The sequence below is a fragment of the Anoxybacillus sp. LAT27 genome, assembly GCF_022030075.1.
Taxonomy (GTDB): Bacteria; Bacillota; Bacilli; order Bacillales; family Anoxybacillaceae; genus Anoxybacillus; species Anoxybacillus kestanbolensis.
The window spans coordinates 1-12,949 of sequence record NZ_JAIWYK010000009.1 but is presented as its reverse complement, the minus strand read 5'-3'; the positions used below and the strand labels follow the sequence as shown (position 1 = coordinate 12,949).

The window sequence follows — 12,949 nt, the reverse complement described above, 5'->3', positions numbered from 1 at the left end:
CAAAAGCAAGCTTTCGATTCGTCCGCTCGACTTGCATGTATTAGGCACGCCGCCAGCGTTCGTCCTGAGCCAGGATCAAACTCTCCATAGAAAGTTCATATCTCTAGCTTCTTTACGCTTTTCGCTTCGTTCAGTTTTCAAGGAACATCTTTGTCACTATTTGAGCGACCTTTTTAATTTAACATATCATTCTCTTTGTGTCAATAACATTTTTATATTTTTTTGTTATCTCATCATAACAGCGACGTTTTATACTATAGCACGTTCTTTTTTTAAACGCAACTATTTTTTTTAATTCTTTTTACATGCTTCCCGAACATATACGCTCCTATTCCAACAATAATAAAAAACGAGCCGATTGCTTGTGACAAATAAACTTTCTCATCTAACCATATATAAGCCAATATAATTGCTCCAATTGGCTCAAGTAAAATAGCCATCGACACCATTGCTGCATTTACCCATTTCATCGCCCAATTAAAAAGAGAATGACCAAACAACGTTGGAATTACCGCTAACAAAATAAAATACAACCAATCATCCCTATCATAAGAGAAAAATGAATAACGAAATAACGCCACATATCCACCTAACACGATCGAAGCAATTCCGTAGACAATGTACGTATATGCAATTAGAGAAAATTGCTTTCGTAAATGTTGACCAACTAGCCAATAGCCTGTTACCATAGCACATGCAATTAATGCGAGCATATCACCATAAAGCGCTTCGCCACTTACCCGAAAATCACCCCAACTAATAACGACACTACCTAAAATAGCAAGCAGCGCACTAACCCATTCACTCATTGTAATCTTTTCTTTAAAAAAGAAAAAACCACCCACAAAAGCAAATATCGGTTGTAGCGTAACTAAAACAACGGAGCTTGCAACAGATGTGTAACGAAGCGATTCAAACCAAAGAATAAAATGGAAGGCAAGTAACGCACCAGACAACACCGCGAAAGCCCAGTCCTTTTTATTCATTAACTTCATTTCCTTTACATGTCTTACAGCAAACAAAGGTGTCATGAAAACGACCGCAAAAAAGAGACGATAAAATGCAATGACAGACGACGGGGCATTTGTAAATTTAACAAAAATAGCTGATGTAGAAATAGAAAGTGCCCCAATAATTAGTGCGATATACGCCTTCATGTTCATCATCCTTTCGAATATACTTATGAAGAAAAGGGGGAATGTCTTATGGACGCTCATGTGCTCATGAAACTCGGAATTTCTGCAGTTCTAGGGCTCATCATTGGCCTAGAACGAGAATTAAAACGAAAGCCGGTCGGCCTTAAAACATGTCTTGTCATTTCGATTGTAAGTTGTTTGTTAACGATCGTTTCGATTGAATCAGCATACACGTTTCCAAAAAGCGATCATATAAATATGGATCCGCTTCGCCTCGCTGCCCAAATTGTATCTGGCATTGGTTTTCTTGGTGCAGGTGTTATCCTCCGACGCGGAAACGACAGCATTTCAGGTTTAACAACTGCCGCGCTTATTTGGGGAGCAGCTGGCGTTGGAATTGCTGTTGGAGCAAATTTTTATATTGAAGCCATTTTGTGCGTAGCTTTTCTGATCGCCAGCGTTGAACTCATTCCGCTTATTACAACTGTTTTTGGTCCAAAACAACTAAGGGAGAAGGAACTGTCCGTTAAACTTACTGTATTAGACGCAACAAAAATTTCAGAAGTAATCGAAAGCATCAGACAAAAAAACATTCGCATTAAAACCGTGCGCATTAAAGATTTGGATAACGGGAACCACTTTGTTGAATTAAAAGTATCTGTCGATCAAAAACGGGCAACAACAGACGTATACGAGTTTATTCATCAAATTCCTTCTATTCGCGGTGTCGATATTGAAAATATTTAACTTGAAAATCATTCTCATTTAGATTAGCATATATAGATGAAGATTGCTTTCAACAACAAAAAGGTGGCAAACGATATGTCTTCGACTGTAAAAAACATGGAACTTTGTTTTTTAATGCGCCAACTTTCAGAAAAGGACGAGCTTACTTTCCTTCATTCATATCGCGTTACAAAAATTGCTTTATCTTTCGCTTCTTTTTTGGAGTTAACGGATGTAGAAAAGCGAGAGTTACAATTCGGGGCGCTCATCCACGATATCGGCAAATTACACATACCCGCTCATATTTTAACAAAGAAAGGGAAGTTATTGGAAGATGAATTTGCTCAAATGAAAAAACATCCCGTATTCGGTATACAACTATTGCAACATTATCACGTTTCATCTGATATTTCTCATATTGTTTTATATCATCATGAACGTTGGGATGGAAAAGGTTATCCTTATGAACGACAAGGAGAGAATATTCCGTTTCTTGCTCGCCTCGTGGCATTAGCTGATTCACTCGAAGCAATGACTGGTATTCGTCCGTATCGTACACCGCTGACATGGGAAGAAGCTTATGAGGAAATCAAAAAAGGAGCAGGAACACAATTTGATCCGAAACTAACTACTCTCTTTCTGACTTGGATGGAAAATCATATCGTTCCAATTGAACAAAACAAAGAAACAATCATGCAAACCATCCCGATGATCTCTTAAATATCGATTGACGAAACAACAAAATGTTTTTACAATATGAAGAAAAAGGGGGGCATTAGCTCAGCTGGGAGAGCGTCGTGCTGGCAGCGCGAAGGTCACCGGTTCGAGCCCGGTATGCTCCATAAGAGAAAACCCTTGCATCGCAAGGGTTTTTCGTTTTACTCCTCTGTCAGTTCTTCTACCGGAACGATGTGTCGTTCATGGTCTCGCCCACGCATATGTACGGTCGCTGTTCGATTTGCTTCATCATACCCATCAATCCAAACAGATTGTCCATGGTAACAAACGCGAATATCATCTGGGGAAGAAACAATTTGTTTTACACGATTCATATCCATCAGCATCCCTCCTTTCGTTCATATTATCTTCTTTTGAAGAGAAAATATGTAAGAAATCGCTTCATCTCGTCTACAATGATAAAAACAGGAGGGAAGATAAATGAGATGGCATGAATTTCTCGCTTCATATTGGCGACTTTCTCCACTTGTACGCATCATATTTACAATCACAACAATCATTTGTTTATTCGGTATTGTCATTCATATCGTTGAACCAAGAACATTTTTAACTGTTTTTGACGGCATATGGTGGGCATTAATTACAACGACAACGATCGGCTACGGTGATCTCGTGCCAAAAACAATGAGCGGCAAACTCGTCGCGATCACTCTCATCTTGCTTGGTACGGCCTTTGTCTCAGCCTACTTTGTGACACTATCCACAAAAGCAATCTCAAAAGAAAACGCCTTATCTACTGGAGAACTACCGTATACAAAAGGTGGACACATCATTCTAGTTGGCTGGAATGAGCGCATTCGTCAGCTACTTGCTTTCATCCCTCCTAACATGCCGTGCCTCGTGATCGATGAGACACTAAAACGTTGGGACGTGCCAAAACACGTTCATTTTATTAAAGGAAATCCGACGCACGACGATGTATGGGAGAAAGCAAACGTATTTAAAGCTCATACCGTTATTATTACTGCTAATCAACATAAAAATGAAGTCGAAGCTGACCTAGCGTCTATCGTCACCCTTTTGACAGTTAAAGCGCTCCATCCATCCGTATATGCTGTTGTAGAAATATTGACGACACCACAAGTTGATAACGCCAAACGTGCTGGGGCAAATGAAATTGTTGAAACAAATAAATGGATTAGCTTTTTGATGGCGAATTGCCTTTCATCTCCGAATGTTTTGCATGACATCGAACAATTTAAACAACATCCGATAAAACGTTTAACTGTGCGCGATGAATGGATCGGTATGTCTTTTGCAACGATGCTTAACGAATTAAAAAAAGAAAATGTATTACTTGTCGGTATTGCAAACAATCAACACATCTCAATTAATCCACCATCGCATACGATCATTCAATCGACAGATGAGCTTATCGTACTAGAGTAGTAACCGCTCTTCTAAATCTTTCACGAGCGTTTTTGCCATGGCTACATATCGATCAGGAACAGCCGCATCCGGATCTTCCGGTTCGGAGAACTGATTGAATGAGGCACTCATATTTCCAACGTGCACATTGTCATCTAATCCACGTTGATATTTATGACATAAGACGTATGGGCGCTTCAATTCAACCGTCGCCCCATACGAATCAAGTTGTCCGTCTATCGCAACAAATGGAATTCGTAAAAATTGGTACCCAGCATCATCCGCCATCTTGTAATCAAACGAACCGTGGTCATAATCCCAATTACCGCCAATTACATAACCGAGCGGTTTTAACTGCTGCTCTAATACACTTAACAAAAATGTTTTTCCTTCTAGTCTAGATGGAATTTCAATCATATTGATCACGCCTCCTCTGTTCATTATTATGTCCAAAAAAGAGCTTTCCCTGCGCTCAGGAAAAGCTCTTTTTTTCATTATTTCAATCGTTTTTCAAGTTCTGCCTTTTTCTCTTCGTATCCCGGTTTACCGAGGAGGGCAAACATATTTACTTTGTACGCCTCTACACCTGGTTGATCAAACGGATTGACGCCAAGTAAATATCCGCTCATCGCACACGCTTTTTCAAAGAAGTAAACGAGATAACCGAATGTATATTCATCTAATCGTGGCAATGTGACAACTAAGTTCGGTACGCCCCCGTCTGTATGTGCCAACAATGTCCCTTCGAACGCCTTTGTATTAACGAAATCAACTGTTTTTCCCGCTAAATAATTTAAGCCGTCTAAGTCATTATCTTCCGCTTCAATTGTCAGTTCATGACGAGGAGTTTCAACTTTTAACACCGTTTCAAACAAATCGCGACGTCCTTCTTGCACATATTGTCCTAACGAATGAAGGTCTGTTGAAAAGTTTGCTGAAGCTGGGAAAATGCCTTTTTGATCTTTCCCTTCGCTTTCACCAAACAACTGCTTCCACCATTCCGCAAAATATTGTAATGCTGGCTCGTAGTTAATGAGCATTTCAATCGTTTTTCCTTTGTTATATAGCACGTTACGCACTGCAGCATATTGATAAGCAATGTTTTCGTCTAACTCCGATTTACTAAAATCTTCACGCGCTTGTGCAGCGCCTTTCATCATCGCTTCAATGTCCGCACCGCTGACGGCAATCGGCAACAAACCAACCGCTGTTAAAACAGAGTAACGGCCACCGACATCATCTGGAATAACAAATGTTTCGTATCCTTCTTCTGTCGCTAATGTTTTTAACGCTCCACGCGCGCGGTCTGTTGTTGCATAAATGCGTTTGCGCGCCTCTTCTTTTCCGTATTTTTCTTCAAGAAGCTTACGGAAAATACGGAAGGCAATGGCGGGTTCTGTCGTCGTTCCAGATTTTGAAATGACGTTGATCGAAAAATCTTTTCCTTCGAGTAAATCCATCACATCACGCATGTATGTAGAACTAATGTTGTTACCGACGAAAATAATTTGTGGTGTCTTCCGCTTTTCTGTCGGAAGCACATTGTAAAACGAGTGTTGCAACATTTCTATCGCTGCACGAGCCCCGAGATAAGAACCACCAATACCGATCACTAATAACACATCAGAGTCTTGTTGAATTTTTTTCGCTGCTTGTTGAATGCGAGCAAACTCTTCTTTGTCATATGCGACAGGAAGATCAATCCATCCTAAAAAGTCGTTTCCTTGCCCTGTTTTTTCATGAAGTGCATGATGTGCTACTTTTACAGCATCACGCAAATACGTTAGTTCATGTTCACCAAAAAACGACAACGCTTTTGAGTAGTCAAACTGAATATGCGTCATGTACGTTTCCTCCTCAATGATTGTATCCTCTTTCACTTTAGCGAAATAAACATCGAGAATCAAGTTCATGAAAACAATGTAAACGGATTCATTATGACATTTTTCGCACTTTATAACGAAGCTTTTAAAATCGCCATAACATCATCGTGTTGTAGCTTTTTAAAATTACCAAATGGGCCGAACGCCATCGCTTTTTCCGCTATTATTGGCAATGATTCTTTACCTATATGATAATCTGCTAATCGATTTGGAGCACCTAAGCTATTCCAAAATGCCCGAAGTTTTTCGATTCCTTCTAGCGCAATTTCCCGATCCCCTTTTCCTTCTGGATAAACATGAAACACACGAACAGCTAATTGCTTAAACCGCTCAACATGTTCATCGAGTACATGTTTCATCCAATTAGGGAATAAAATAGCTAACCCCCCTGCGTGCGGAATATCATGCACCGCTGATACAGCATGCTCAATATTATGTGTTGCCCAATCGCCACGTAGTCCCATGCGTAAAATTCCGTTTAAAGCCATCGTTCCACAATATAAAATCGTTTCACGATAGTCGATATTTTGCAGGTCGTCTACAAGTTTTGGCGCCGTTTCGATCACCGTTTTCAAAATCGACTCACACATTCGATCTTGCAGTGGCGTATTTGGGGCATGATGAAAATATTGTTCTAACACGTGCGACATGATGTCAACAATACCATACACTGTATGATCTTTCGGAACAGTTGTTGTATAAACAGGATCCAAAATCGAAAATTTAGGAAAAACAACCGGGCTACTCCAACCGTATTTTTCCTTCGTTCCCCAATTTGTAATAACAGAATTTGCATTCATTTCTGATCCTGTGGCTGCTAGTGTTAATACAGTTCCAAGTGGAAGCGCCCGCTGAACGGTTGTTTTTCGTGAAATGAAATCCCATACATCTCCATCGTATAGAACGCCTGCAGCAATTGCCTTTGCACAATCAATAACACTTCCGCCACCAACAGCTAAAATAAAATCAACTTTTTCTGCACGACATATGTCAATCCCTTTTTGCACAGTAGATAAACGAGGGTTTGGTTCAACACCTGCTAACTCCGTCCACCATTTATTCAATGAGCGAAAAACAGAAACGACATCATCATACACACCGTTTTTCTTAATGCTGCCCCCACCATACACCATTAAAATACGTTCATACGGAGCAAGCTCTTTCTTTAGTTGTTCAATTTGTCCTCTTCCAAAAATTAATTTTGTTGGGTTGTGAAAAATAAACTGTTCCATTAAATTCCCTCCTTTTTCCCCATTATTTCTAAAATAAACAAATAAGTAAAGAAACTTGCATTTTTTTCTTTTTCGTTGTGCATATTTCAAAAATAATTATCCATTCTATAAATGAATACACTACTTTACCAAGGAGGATGAACATGAGTACGTTACAACGAATCGCACTATTGCTTACTGTTATTGGAGCACTTAACTGGGGGCTCATTGGCTTTTTCCGTTTTGATCTCGTCGCAGCCATTTTTGGTGGGCAAGCATCAGCCTTTGCCCGCATTGTTTATGCTCTCGTTGGAATTGCGGGTCTCATTAACCTCGTCTTGCTATTTAAACCAACGGAAGAGCTTGGGCGCACAGAGCCAAAAATGTCAAGAACATAAACGAGCAACTCACCGATCATTCGGTGAGTTGTATTTTTTTTTCGCTTCCGTAATCCATTTTTCAAGTTGAGTTTTTAGCGGTTGAAATCCTGAAGGGGTTTCAATATTTGTTGCGTCATGATCCACATCGCGCAGCGATAAACTAATTCGTTTCGTTTTTTCATCGACAGCGATAATTTTTACTCGGACAGACTCTCCCACATCTACATAATCATAAATGTTTTTCACATATCCATCTGTAATTTCTGAAATATGAATAAGACCTTGTGTTTGTTCATCAAGTGATACAAATACACCGTATGGCTGTATTCCAGTTACAACGCCCGTAACGACCGCACCTTCCTTCCAATCCAAATGAAACACTCCTCGTTTTTTGAAAAATTGTAACATAATTCGCTTAAAAAGTGTTAATTTTGTGCACGAGTATAAATGAGAACATGGTATGATAAAGTTGTAAACGAATTTTGGAGAGGTGGGAGAATGAATGAGCACAATTGGTGAAAATATTCGCATGTACCGAGAGCAGCGAAATATGTCACAACAAGAATTGGCGATGAAAGTTCGTGTAGGGGTAGCAACGATTCAAAAATACGAATCAGGTGAACAAGTTCCTGATACACCAACAATTTTAAAACTTTGTACCGCTCTTGACGTTCCTGCATCAGAATTGTTAGAACGTGCAGATTTATCCAATTCATCTAGTCTCGATCCAGAAATCGAATACTTAATTAAAGAAATCGGCATTAAACGGGCAAAACTTATTTTACGAAAAGCAAAAGAATTTAGCGAAGAAGATTTTCTACGCGTCATGCAAATGTTATATGAACTTAAATACAACAAAGAAAGCTGACGGTCGTCAGCTTTTCTTATAGTCTTTCGAGAAACCGCTTCATACGTCGAATCGCCTCTTGTAATTGTTCAAGCGATGAAGCATACGAACAACGAATATACCCTTCTCCACTTGCTCCAAACACATGTCCGGGAACAACAGCAACTTTTTCTTCTAACAATAAACGTTCCGCAAACTGCTCTGAAGTCATACCTGTCGACTGAATGGAAGGGAATGCATAAAATGCCCCTCCTGGCATATGGCAAGTAAGACCGATTTCATTTAATGATTGCACAAAAAAGTTGCGCCGTTGCCGATAACTTTTTCTCATTTGTTCGACGTCATCCGCTCCGTTTTGCAATGCTTCAATAGCTGCATATTGTGCCATCGTTGGTGCACACATCATCGTATATTGATGAATTTTTAACATCGCCGTCGCCAAATCTTTCGGTGCTGCAACAAAGCCTAATCGCCATCCCGTCATCGCAAATCCTTTTGAAAATCCGTTAATTAAAACCGTTCGCTCTCGCATATGGGCAATGGCCGGAAAACTTGTATATTGTTCCTCGTAACATAACTCCGCGTAAATTTCATCTGATATAACAAGCAAATCATGCTTTGCTACGATGCGTGCGATTTGTTCCAGTTCTCCCCTATTCAATACCGTTCCTGTCGGGTTGTTCGGCGAACAAATAATTAATGCTTTCGTTTTCGGGGTCACAACTTGTTCAATTTGTTCAGGCTGTAACTTAAACTGCTGTTTTCCGCTCGTTTGAATTGGAATCGGCACGCCACCAGCTAGCGAAACGAGCGGTGCATATGAAACAAAGCTCGGTTCAACAACAACGACTTCATCACCCGGATTCAAAATCGCTCTAAGTGAAACATCGAGTGCTTGACTTGCCCCGACCGTCACAATAATTTCATTTGCTGGGTCGTATAGCACTTCGAAACGACGCGCTAAATAATCGCTAATTTCTTTCCTTAACTCCCATAAACCAGCATTTGCTGTATATGACGTATATCCTTGTTCTAACGATAGAATGCAAGCTTCACGCACACTCCAAGGGGTAATAAAATCCGGCTCACCAACCCCTAATGAAATGACCCCTTCCATGCTCGCTGCTAAATCAAAAAAGCGTCGAATACCAGATGGCTTTAAACGTGATACAGTATCAGATACGTACGTCTTCGTCTTTTGCATCACGGTGCCACCACGATTCTTCGATCTTGATCACCTTGTTCAAATACGGTGCCATCATGTTTATATTTCTTCAAAATAAAGTGAGTTGTCGTTGAAATAACAGAGTCAAGCGTTGATAATTTTTCAGAAACAAAATGAGCGACCTCAGACATGGAACGCCCTTCAATAACAACAGATAAATCATATGCACCCGACATTAAATAGACAGATTTGACCTCTGGAAAACGATAAATACGTTCTGCTACCTCATCGAATCCAACGCCGCGCTTTGGTGTCACTTTTACATCAATCATCGCTGTTACACCTTCATGCCCATCAACTTTCCGCCAATCCACAATAGCTGCGTATTGCACAATGACTTTTGCTTCCTCTAACTTTTTTATCATATGCTCCAATTCCGAAACAGGGAGAGAAAGCATTTTCGCCATTGTCTCAATCGGCAATCGCGCGTTCTTTTCTAACAGTTCAACGATTTCGATTTCTTTTTCAGTTAACTTCATCATGAATCCCCCCTGTTATAAATTTTCACACAATTTAGAAAAAAATGCACGTATTTTTTCAAAAAAAGAAGCAAGACGACATCGCTTGCTGATCGCTTGCTGCTACTTCTTTTTTATGACACCACATGCGATTCGCTTGCCTGCATTTCCCGCTGGCTGGGACATGCCATCATCTTTTCCTTCATGGATTACAATCGACGTTCCGTTTTTTGTAAATAAACCGTTTTTCTCTTCTGATAAATTGACATTCGGAGCCATCAATTGTACTTTAACTGTTCCATCTTCTTTCACGATTAAATTCGGTAAATCGCCTGCATGCGCCCCCTCCGGATGAAGAAGCCCGTGCTCCTTTCCTTCTGGATTAAAATGTTCCCCTGCTGATTTAAATTCAGGCGGTTCGCATGTTCCTTTGTCGTGAATATGCATCGCATGCTCCCCTGGTGGCAGCCCTTTGAGATTAATGTCCAGTTTTACTCCTTTAGGTTGTTGAGACATTTTAATCGTTCCAAGCGAGTCTCCATCTTCATTAATTACATTGACATCGACGCTTTTCACTTTCTCTTCCACGCATCCGCTTACAAGCAATAGAAAAAAACATACAATCACTCGATGCACAACAAGCCCTCCAACTACATATTTACGGCTTATTATGCCCTGTTTTCATTTATTTAATCTTTCGCTTGTTGTTTTTTCAGCTGCTCTTCAAATTGCTTTGCTTTTTCTTCTTGACGCTTTGAAATTTTTATAATCAACCGCATCGTCAACACCGCAGCGATAAAAAAAGCGGTAAATGAAATCGCAGCAGGGATGTATTCTGTTTTATCTTCTGGAAAGTATAGAAACAGTCCAAATATGATATTAGCCATACGATCAACCTTTCCATATTTCATCTTTCTCATTATATCATAAAGACCATTGTATCACTTTGCAAAAAGGAATATAATTGCATTCGTAAACGAAAAGGAGGCGTATTCGTTTGAAAAATGTCATAATCCACAAAGTCATTACGTTTGTATTTACGGAAGCGCAATTGAGGGGGTATTGGAACGAACAAAAACAAAAAATTCCATTTGAATCGTTAACAAATGAGCAGTTGATGGCATTAGCCGAAGATATGCTAGAAAATTCTTCTCATAGCCAGCTCGAACAACATATTTTAGATCATGGCTGGCGTGTAAAAGAAGAAACAGAGGGAGAAGTGCTCGCAGAAGATGATTCACGTGAACATGTGCATGTGGAAGTGATCGATACGACAAAACAAGGGTCGCCATCAACAAAACTGTTTATCGATCGGTTATCACAAATCGAATGTTCACAATGCGCATTTTCTTTTTATGTGCGCAATGTAAACGCTGATACGACAACTTTGAAATGTCCAAGTTGCCTCCAGCCACTAAAAAATTAGGAAAGAAAGGAATGACAAATCGTGCATGAGGCTATCACTCATGAAGTAAACAACTTTCAATATTATGCGGCTATTGCAATCTTTTTGATTACATACGCCATTATTATTTCAGAAAAAGTGAATCGAGCTGTCATCGCTTTATTAGGTGCCGCTTTTATGATCATTTTCGGCATCGTCGATTTACATCAAGCGTACACGCATCATATCGAGTGGGGAACGATTACGCTTTTAATCGGAATGATGATTCTTGTTAGCATTACGAGTAGGTCAGGCTTTTTCCAATATGTTGCGGTTAAAGCTGCAAAAATGGCAAAAGGAAGCCCGATTAACATTTTAGTCATTTTATCATTGTTAACCGCTGTTCTTTCTGCTTTTCTTGACAATGTGACAACCGTTTTGTTAATTGTTCCGGTTACATTTTCTATTACACGCATGTTAGAAGTAGAACCTGTTCCGTTTTTAATTTCTGAAGTGCTTTTCTCAAATATCGGTGGAACAGCAACATTAATTGGAGATCCGCCAAACATTATGATTGGCTCTGCCAATAAACATTTAACGTTTAACGACTTTTTATTTAATTTAGGTCCTGTTGTTCTCATCATCATGGCTGTTGTTATTGCTATTTTGTACGTGTTTTATCGCAAGCGTCTTCAAGCGAACGCTGCGCTCATCGAACGACTTATGAAAGTCGATGAAAAACAATACATTAAAGATGCGGTACTATTGAAAAAGTCTGTTTCTGTTCTTGCATTAACGATTTTAGGATTTACGTTGCATTCCGTCATTCGCGTCGATGCAGCGGTCGTCGCGATGACAGGCGCAGTTATTTTAATGTTAATCGGCGTAAAAGAGCACGATTTGGAAGAAGTATTTGCTTCTGTCGAATGGACAACCATTTTCTTTTTCGCCGGATTATTTACGCTCGTCGGCGGTCTCGTTGATATCGGACTAATCAAAAGTTTGGCAGAGAAAGCTTTGGAAGTCACAGGCGGCGATATTCACTTTGCATCTTACTTAATCCTTTGGGTATCTGGAATCGCCTCGGCAACGATCGACAACATTCCGTTCGTTGCAACGATGATCCCGCTCATTCAAGATATGGCTGTTGGTATGGGGCTATCTCCTGATTCAGCACAAATTGATGTATTATGGTGGTCATTAGCCCTTGGCGCTTGTTTAGGTGGAAACGGAACGTTAATCGGAGCATCAGCAAACGTGATCGTGGCAGGAATTGCCTCACGTGAAGGACACGGGTTTAGCTACTTTGATTTTCTGAAAATCGGAGCGCCACTTACGCTTATTTCCTTACTTATTTCACACGCATATATTTTCATTCGTTACTTATAAAAACGCTCAAAGTTCGCCTTTGAGCGTTTTTTTCTTTCCATCATATATTGCTTGCAAGGAGCATTCCTGTTAGAAAGGTTTTCGGGGACTTGAAAGAAAAAAGCCCTCTTGGTATGATGCAGGGGTGTCAATGGAAAGTTGACCCTATCATCAAACCAAGGAGGACTTACTATGAATTGTACACAAAATCTCAAAATTGAACAA

The 12,949-nt window shown here is 40.0% G+C and carries 17 protein-coding genes, 1 tRNA gene and 1 rRNA gene; 8 read left to right on the top strand and 11 right to left on the bottom strand.

Annotated features, from left to right (window positions below):
- A 16S ribosomal RNA gene (locus LD028_RS01060) occupies positions 1-91 on the bottom strand; the annotation flags it as partial.
- A gap of 181 nt (positions 92-272) precedes the next feature.
- Positions 273-1,157: a DMT family transporter gene (locus LD028_RS01055; protein WP_237810621.1), complete on the bottom strand. Its 885-nt coding sequence runs from the start codon at positions 1,155-1,157 to the stop codon at positions 273-275.
- A 48-nt stretch (positions 1,158-1,205) separates the two neighbouring features.
- On the opposite strand from LD028_RS01055, the gene LD028_RS01050 reads away from it, so the two are divergent.
- From LD028_RS01050 to LD028_RS01040, 3 genes are all read left to right on the top strand, one after another.
- Positions 1,206-1,883, top strand: a complete 678-nt coding sequence (locus LD028_RS01050; RefSeq protein ID WP_077429604.1) for an MgtC/SapB family protein — start codon at positions 1,206-1,208, stop codon at positions 1,881-1,883.
- Positions 1,884-1,958: 75 nt separating this feature from the next.
- Positions 1,959-2,582 (top strand): HD-GYP domain-containing protein, encoded by a 624-nt coding sequence (locus tag LD028_RS01045; protein ID WP_171700282.1) that lies wholly within the window; start codon positions 1,959-1,961, stop codon positions 2,580-2,582.
- A 49-nt stretch (positions 2,583-2,631) separates the two neighbouring features.
- A tRNA-Ala gene (locus tag LD028_RS01040) sits at positions 2,632-2,704 on the top strand.
- A 36-nt stretch (positions 2,705-2,740) separates the two neighbouring features.
- On the opposite strand, the gene LD028_RS01035 is transcribed toward LD028_RS01040, so the two are convergent.
- Positions 2,741-2,920, bottom strand: a complete 180-nt coding sequence (locus LD028_RS01035) for an H-type small acid-soluble spore protein (protein WP_237810620.1) — start codon at positions 2,918-2,920, stop codon at positions 2,741-2,743.
- Positions 2,921-3,020: 100 nt separating this feature from the next.
- Between LD028_RS01035 and LD028_RS01030 the strand changes: the two genes are divergently transcribed.
- Positions 3,021-3,989: a potassium channel family protein gene (locus LD028_RS01030; protein WP_237810619.1), complete on the top strand. Its 969-nt coding sequence runs from the start codon at positions 3,021-3,023 to the stop codon at positions 3,987-3,989.
- On the opposite strand, the gene LD028_RS01025 is transcribed toward LD028_RS01030, so the two are convergent.
- From LD028_RS01025 to LD028_RS01015, 3 genes are all read right to left on the bottom strand, one after another.
- Positions 3,981-4,385, bottom strand: coding sequence for a YugN-like family protein (locus LD028_RS01025; protein ID WP_237810618.1), 405 nt, complete (start codon positions 4,383-4,385; stop codon positions 3,981-3,983). The genes LD028_RS01030 and LD028_RS01025 overlap by 9 nt on opposite strands.
- Positions 4,386-4,462: 77 nt before the next feature.
- Positions 4,463-5,812 carry a glucose-6-phosphate isomerase gene (locus tag LD028_RS01020; protein WP_237810617.1) on the bottom strand — a complete coding sequence of 450 codons (1,350 nt, stop codon included), beginning with the start codon at positions 5,810-5,812 and terminating at the stop codon, positions 4,463-4,465.
- 110 nt (positions 5,813-5,922) lie between these two features.
- Positions 5,923-7,083, bottom strand: coding sequence for an iron-containing alcohol dehydrogenase (locus tag LD028_RS01015; RefSeq protein ID WP_237810616.1), 1,161 nt, complete (start codon positions 7,081-7,083; stop codon positions 5,923-5,925).
- 143 nt (positions 7,084-7,226) lie between these two features.
- On the opposite strand from LD028_RS01015, the gene LD028_RS01010 reads away from it, so the two are divergent.
- Positions 7,227-7,460 (top strand): DUF378 domain-containing protein, encoded by a 234-nt coding sequence (locus LD028_RS01010; protein WP_004892293.1) that lies wholly within the window; start codon positions 7,227-7,229, stop codon positions 7,458-7,460.
- 9 nt (positions 7,461-7,469) lie between these two features.
- Here the strand turns inward: LD028_RS01010 and LD028_RS01005 are convergent, their stop codons facing one another.
- Positions 7,470-7,814, bottom strand: a complete 345-nt coding sequence (locus tag LD028_RS01005; RefSeq protein ID WP_237810615.1) for a CvfD/Ygs/GSP13 family RNA-binding post-transcriptional regulator — start codon at positions 7,812-7,814, stop codon at positions 7,470-7,472.
- 130 nt (positions 7,815-7,944) lie between these two features.
- Between LD028_RS01005 and LD028_RS01000 the strand changes: the two genes are divergently transcribed.
- On the top strand, positions 7,945-8,310 hold the full coding sequence (locus tag LD028_RS01000; protein WP_009362214.1) for a helix-turn-helix domain-containing protein: 366 nt from the start codon (positions 7,945-7,947) through the stop codon (positions 8,308-8,310).
- 16 nt (positions 8,311-8,326) lie between these two features.
- On the opposite strand, the gene LD028_RS00995 is transcribed toward LD028_RS01000, so the two are convergent.
- The 4 genes from LD028_RS00995 to LD028_RS00980 form a co-directional block, all read right to left on the bottom strand.
- Positions 8,327-9,493, bottom strand: a complete 1,167-nt coding sequence (locus LD028_RS00995; RefSeq protein WP_237810614.1) for an aminotransferase — start codon at positions 9,491-9,493, stop codon at positions 8,327-8,329.
- Positions 9,493-9,993 (bottom strand): Lrp/AsnC family transcriptional regulator, encoded by a 501-nt coding sequence (locus tag LD028_RS00990; RefSeq protein WP_237810613.1) that lies wholly within the window; start codon positions 9,991-9,993, stop codon positions 9,493-9,495. The genes LD028_RS00995 and LD028_RS00990 overlap by 1 nt, the downstream gene beginning before the upstream one ends.
- 102 nt (positions 9,994-10,095) lie before the next feature.
- Entirely contained in the window at positions 10,096-10,608 is a 513-nt protein-coding gene (locus LD028_RS00985; RefSeq protein ID WP_237810612.1) for a superoxide dismutase family protein, read from the bottom strand.
- A gap of 53 nt (positions 10,609-10,661) precedes the next feature.
- Complete coding sequence (locus LD028_RS00980) at positions 10,662-10,859, bottom strand: hypothetical protein (protein ID WP_006322202.1); 198 nt, start codon at positions 10,857-10,859, stop codon at positions 10,662-10,664.
- Positions 10,860-10,969: 110 nt separating this feature from the next.
- Between LD028_RS00980 and LD028_RS00975 the strand changes: the two genes are divergently transcribed.
- Positions 10,970-11,398, top strand: a complete 429-nt coding sequence (locus LD028_RS00975) for a hypothetical protein (protein WP_077429591.1) — start codon at positions 10,970-10,972, stop codon at positions 11,396-11,398.
- 21 nt (positions 11,399-11,419) lie between these two features.
- Positions 11,420-12,745 carry an ArsB/NhaD family transporter gene (locus tag LD028_RS00970; protein ID WP_237810611.1) on the top strand — a complete coding sequence of 442 codons (1,326 nt, stop codon included), beginning with the start codon at positions 11,420-11,422 and terminating at the stop codon, positions 12,743-12,745.
- Positions 12,746-12,949: the final 204 nt, after the last annotated feature.

What these genes read in the sequence shown, in the direction of transcription:
- LD028_RS01055 (WP_237810621.1), bottom strand. Translation starts at nt 1,157, where the DNA reads ATGAAGGCGTATATCGCACTAATTATTGGGGCACTTTCTATTTCTACA.
- LD028_RS01050 (WP_077429604.1), top strand. Translation starts at nt 1,206, where the DNA reads ATGGACGCTCATGTGCTCATGAAACTCGGAATTTCTGCAGTTCTAGGG.
- LD028_RS01045 (WP_171700282.1), top strand. Translation starts at nt 1,959, where the DNA reads ATGTCTTCGACTGTAAAAAACATGGAACTTTGTTTTTTAATGCGCCAA.
- LD028_RS01035 (WP_237810620.1), bottom strand. Translation starts at nt 2,920, where the DNA reads ATGGATATGAATCGTGTAAAACAAATTGTTTCTTCCCCAGATGATATT.
- LD028_RS01030 (WP_237810619.1), top strand. Translation starts at nt 3,021, where the DNA reads ATGAGATGGCATGAATTTCTCGCTTCATATTGGCGACTTTCTCCACTT.
- LD028_RS01025 (WP_237810618.1), bottom strand. Translation starts at nt 4,385, where the DNA reads ATGATTGAAATTCCATCTAGACTAGAAGGAAAAACATTTTTGTTAAGT.
- LD028_RS01020 (WP_237810617.1), bottom strand. Translation starts at nt 5,812, where the DNA reads ATGACGCATATTCAGTTTGACTACTCAAAAGCGTTGTCGTTTTTTGGT.
- LD028_RS01015 (WP_237810616.1), bottom strand. Translation starts at nt 7,083, where the DNA reads ATGGAACAGTTTATTTTTCACAACCCAACAAAATTAATTTTTGGAAGA.
- LD028_RS01010 (WP_004892293.1), top strand. Translation starts at nt 7,227, where the DNA reads ATGAGTACGTTACAACGAATCGCACTATTGCTTACTGTTATTGGAGCA.
- LD028_RS01000 (WP_009362214.1), top strand. Translation starts at nt 7,945, where the DNA reads ATGAGCACAATTGGTGAAAATATTCGCATGTACCGAGAGCAGCGAAAT.
- LD028_RS00995 (WP_237810614.1), bottom strand. Translation starts at nt 9,493, where the DNA reads ATGCAAAAGACGAAGACGTACGTATCTGATACTGTATCACGTTTAAAG.
- LD028_RS00990 (WP_237810613.1), bottom strand. Translation starts at nt 9,993, where the DNA reads ATGAAGTTAACTGAAAAAGAAATCGAAATCGTTGAACTGTTAGAAAAG.
- LD028_RS00980 (WP_006322202.1), bottom strand. Translation starts at nt 10,859, where the DNA reads ATGGCTAATATCATATTTGGACTGTTTCTATACTTTCCAGAAGATAAA.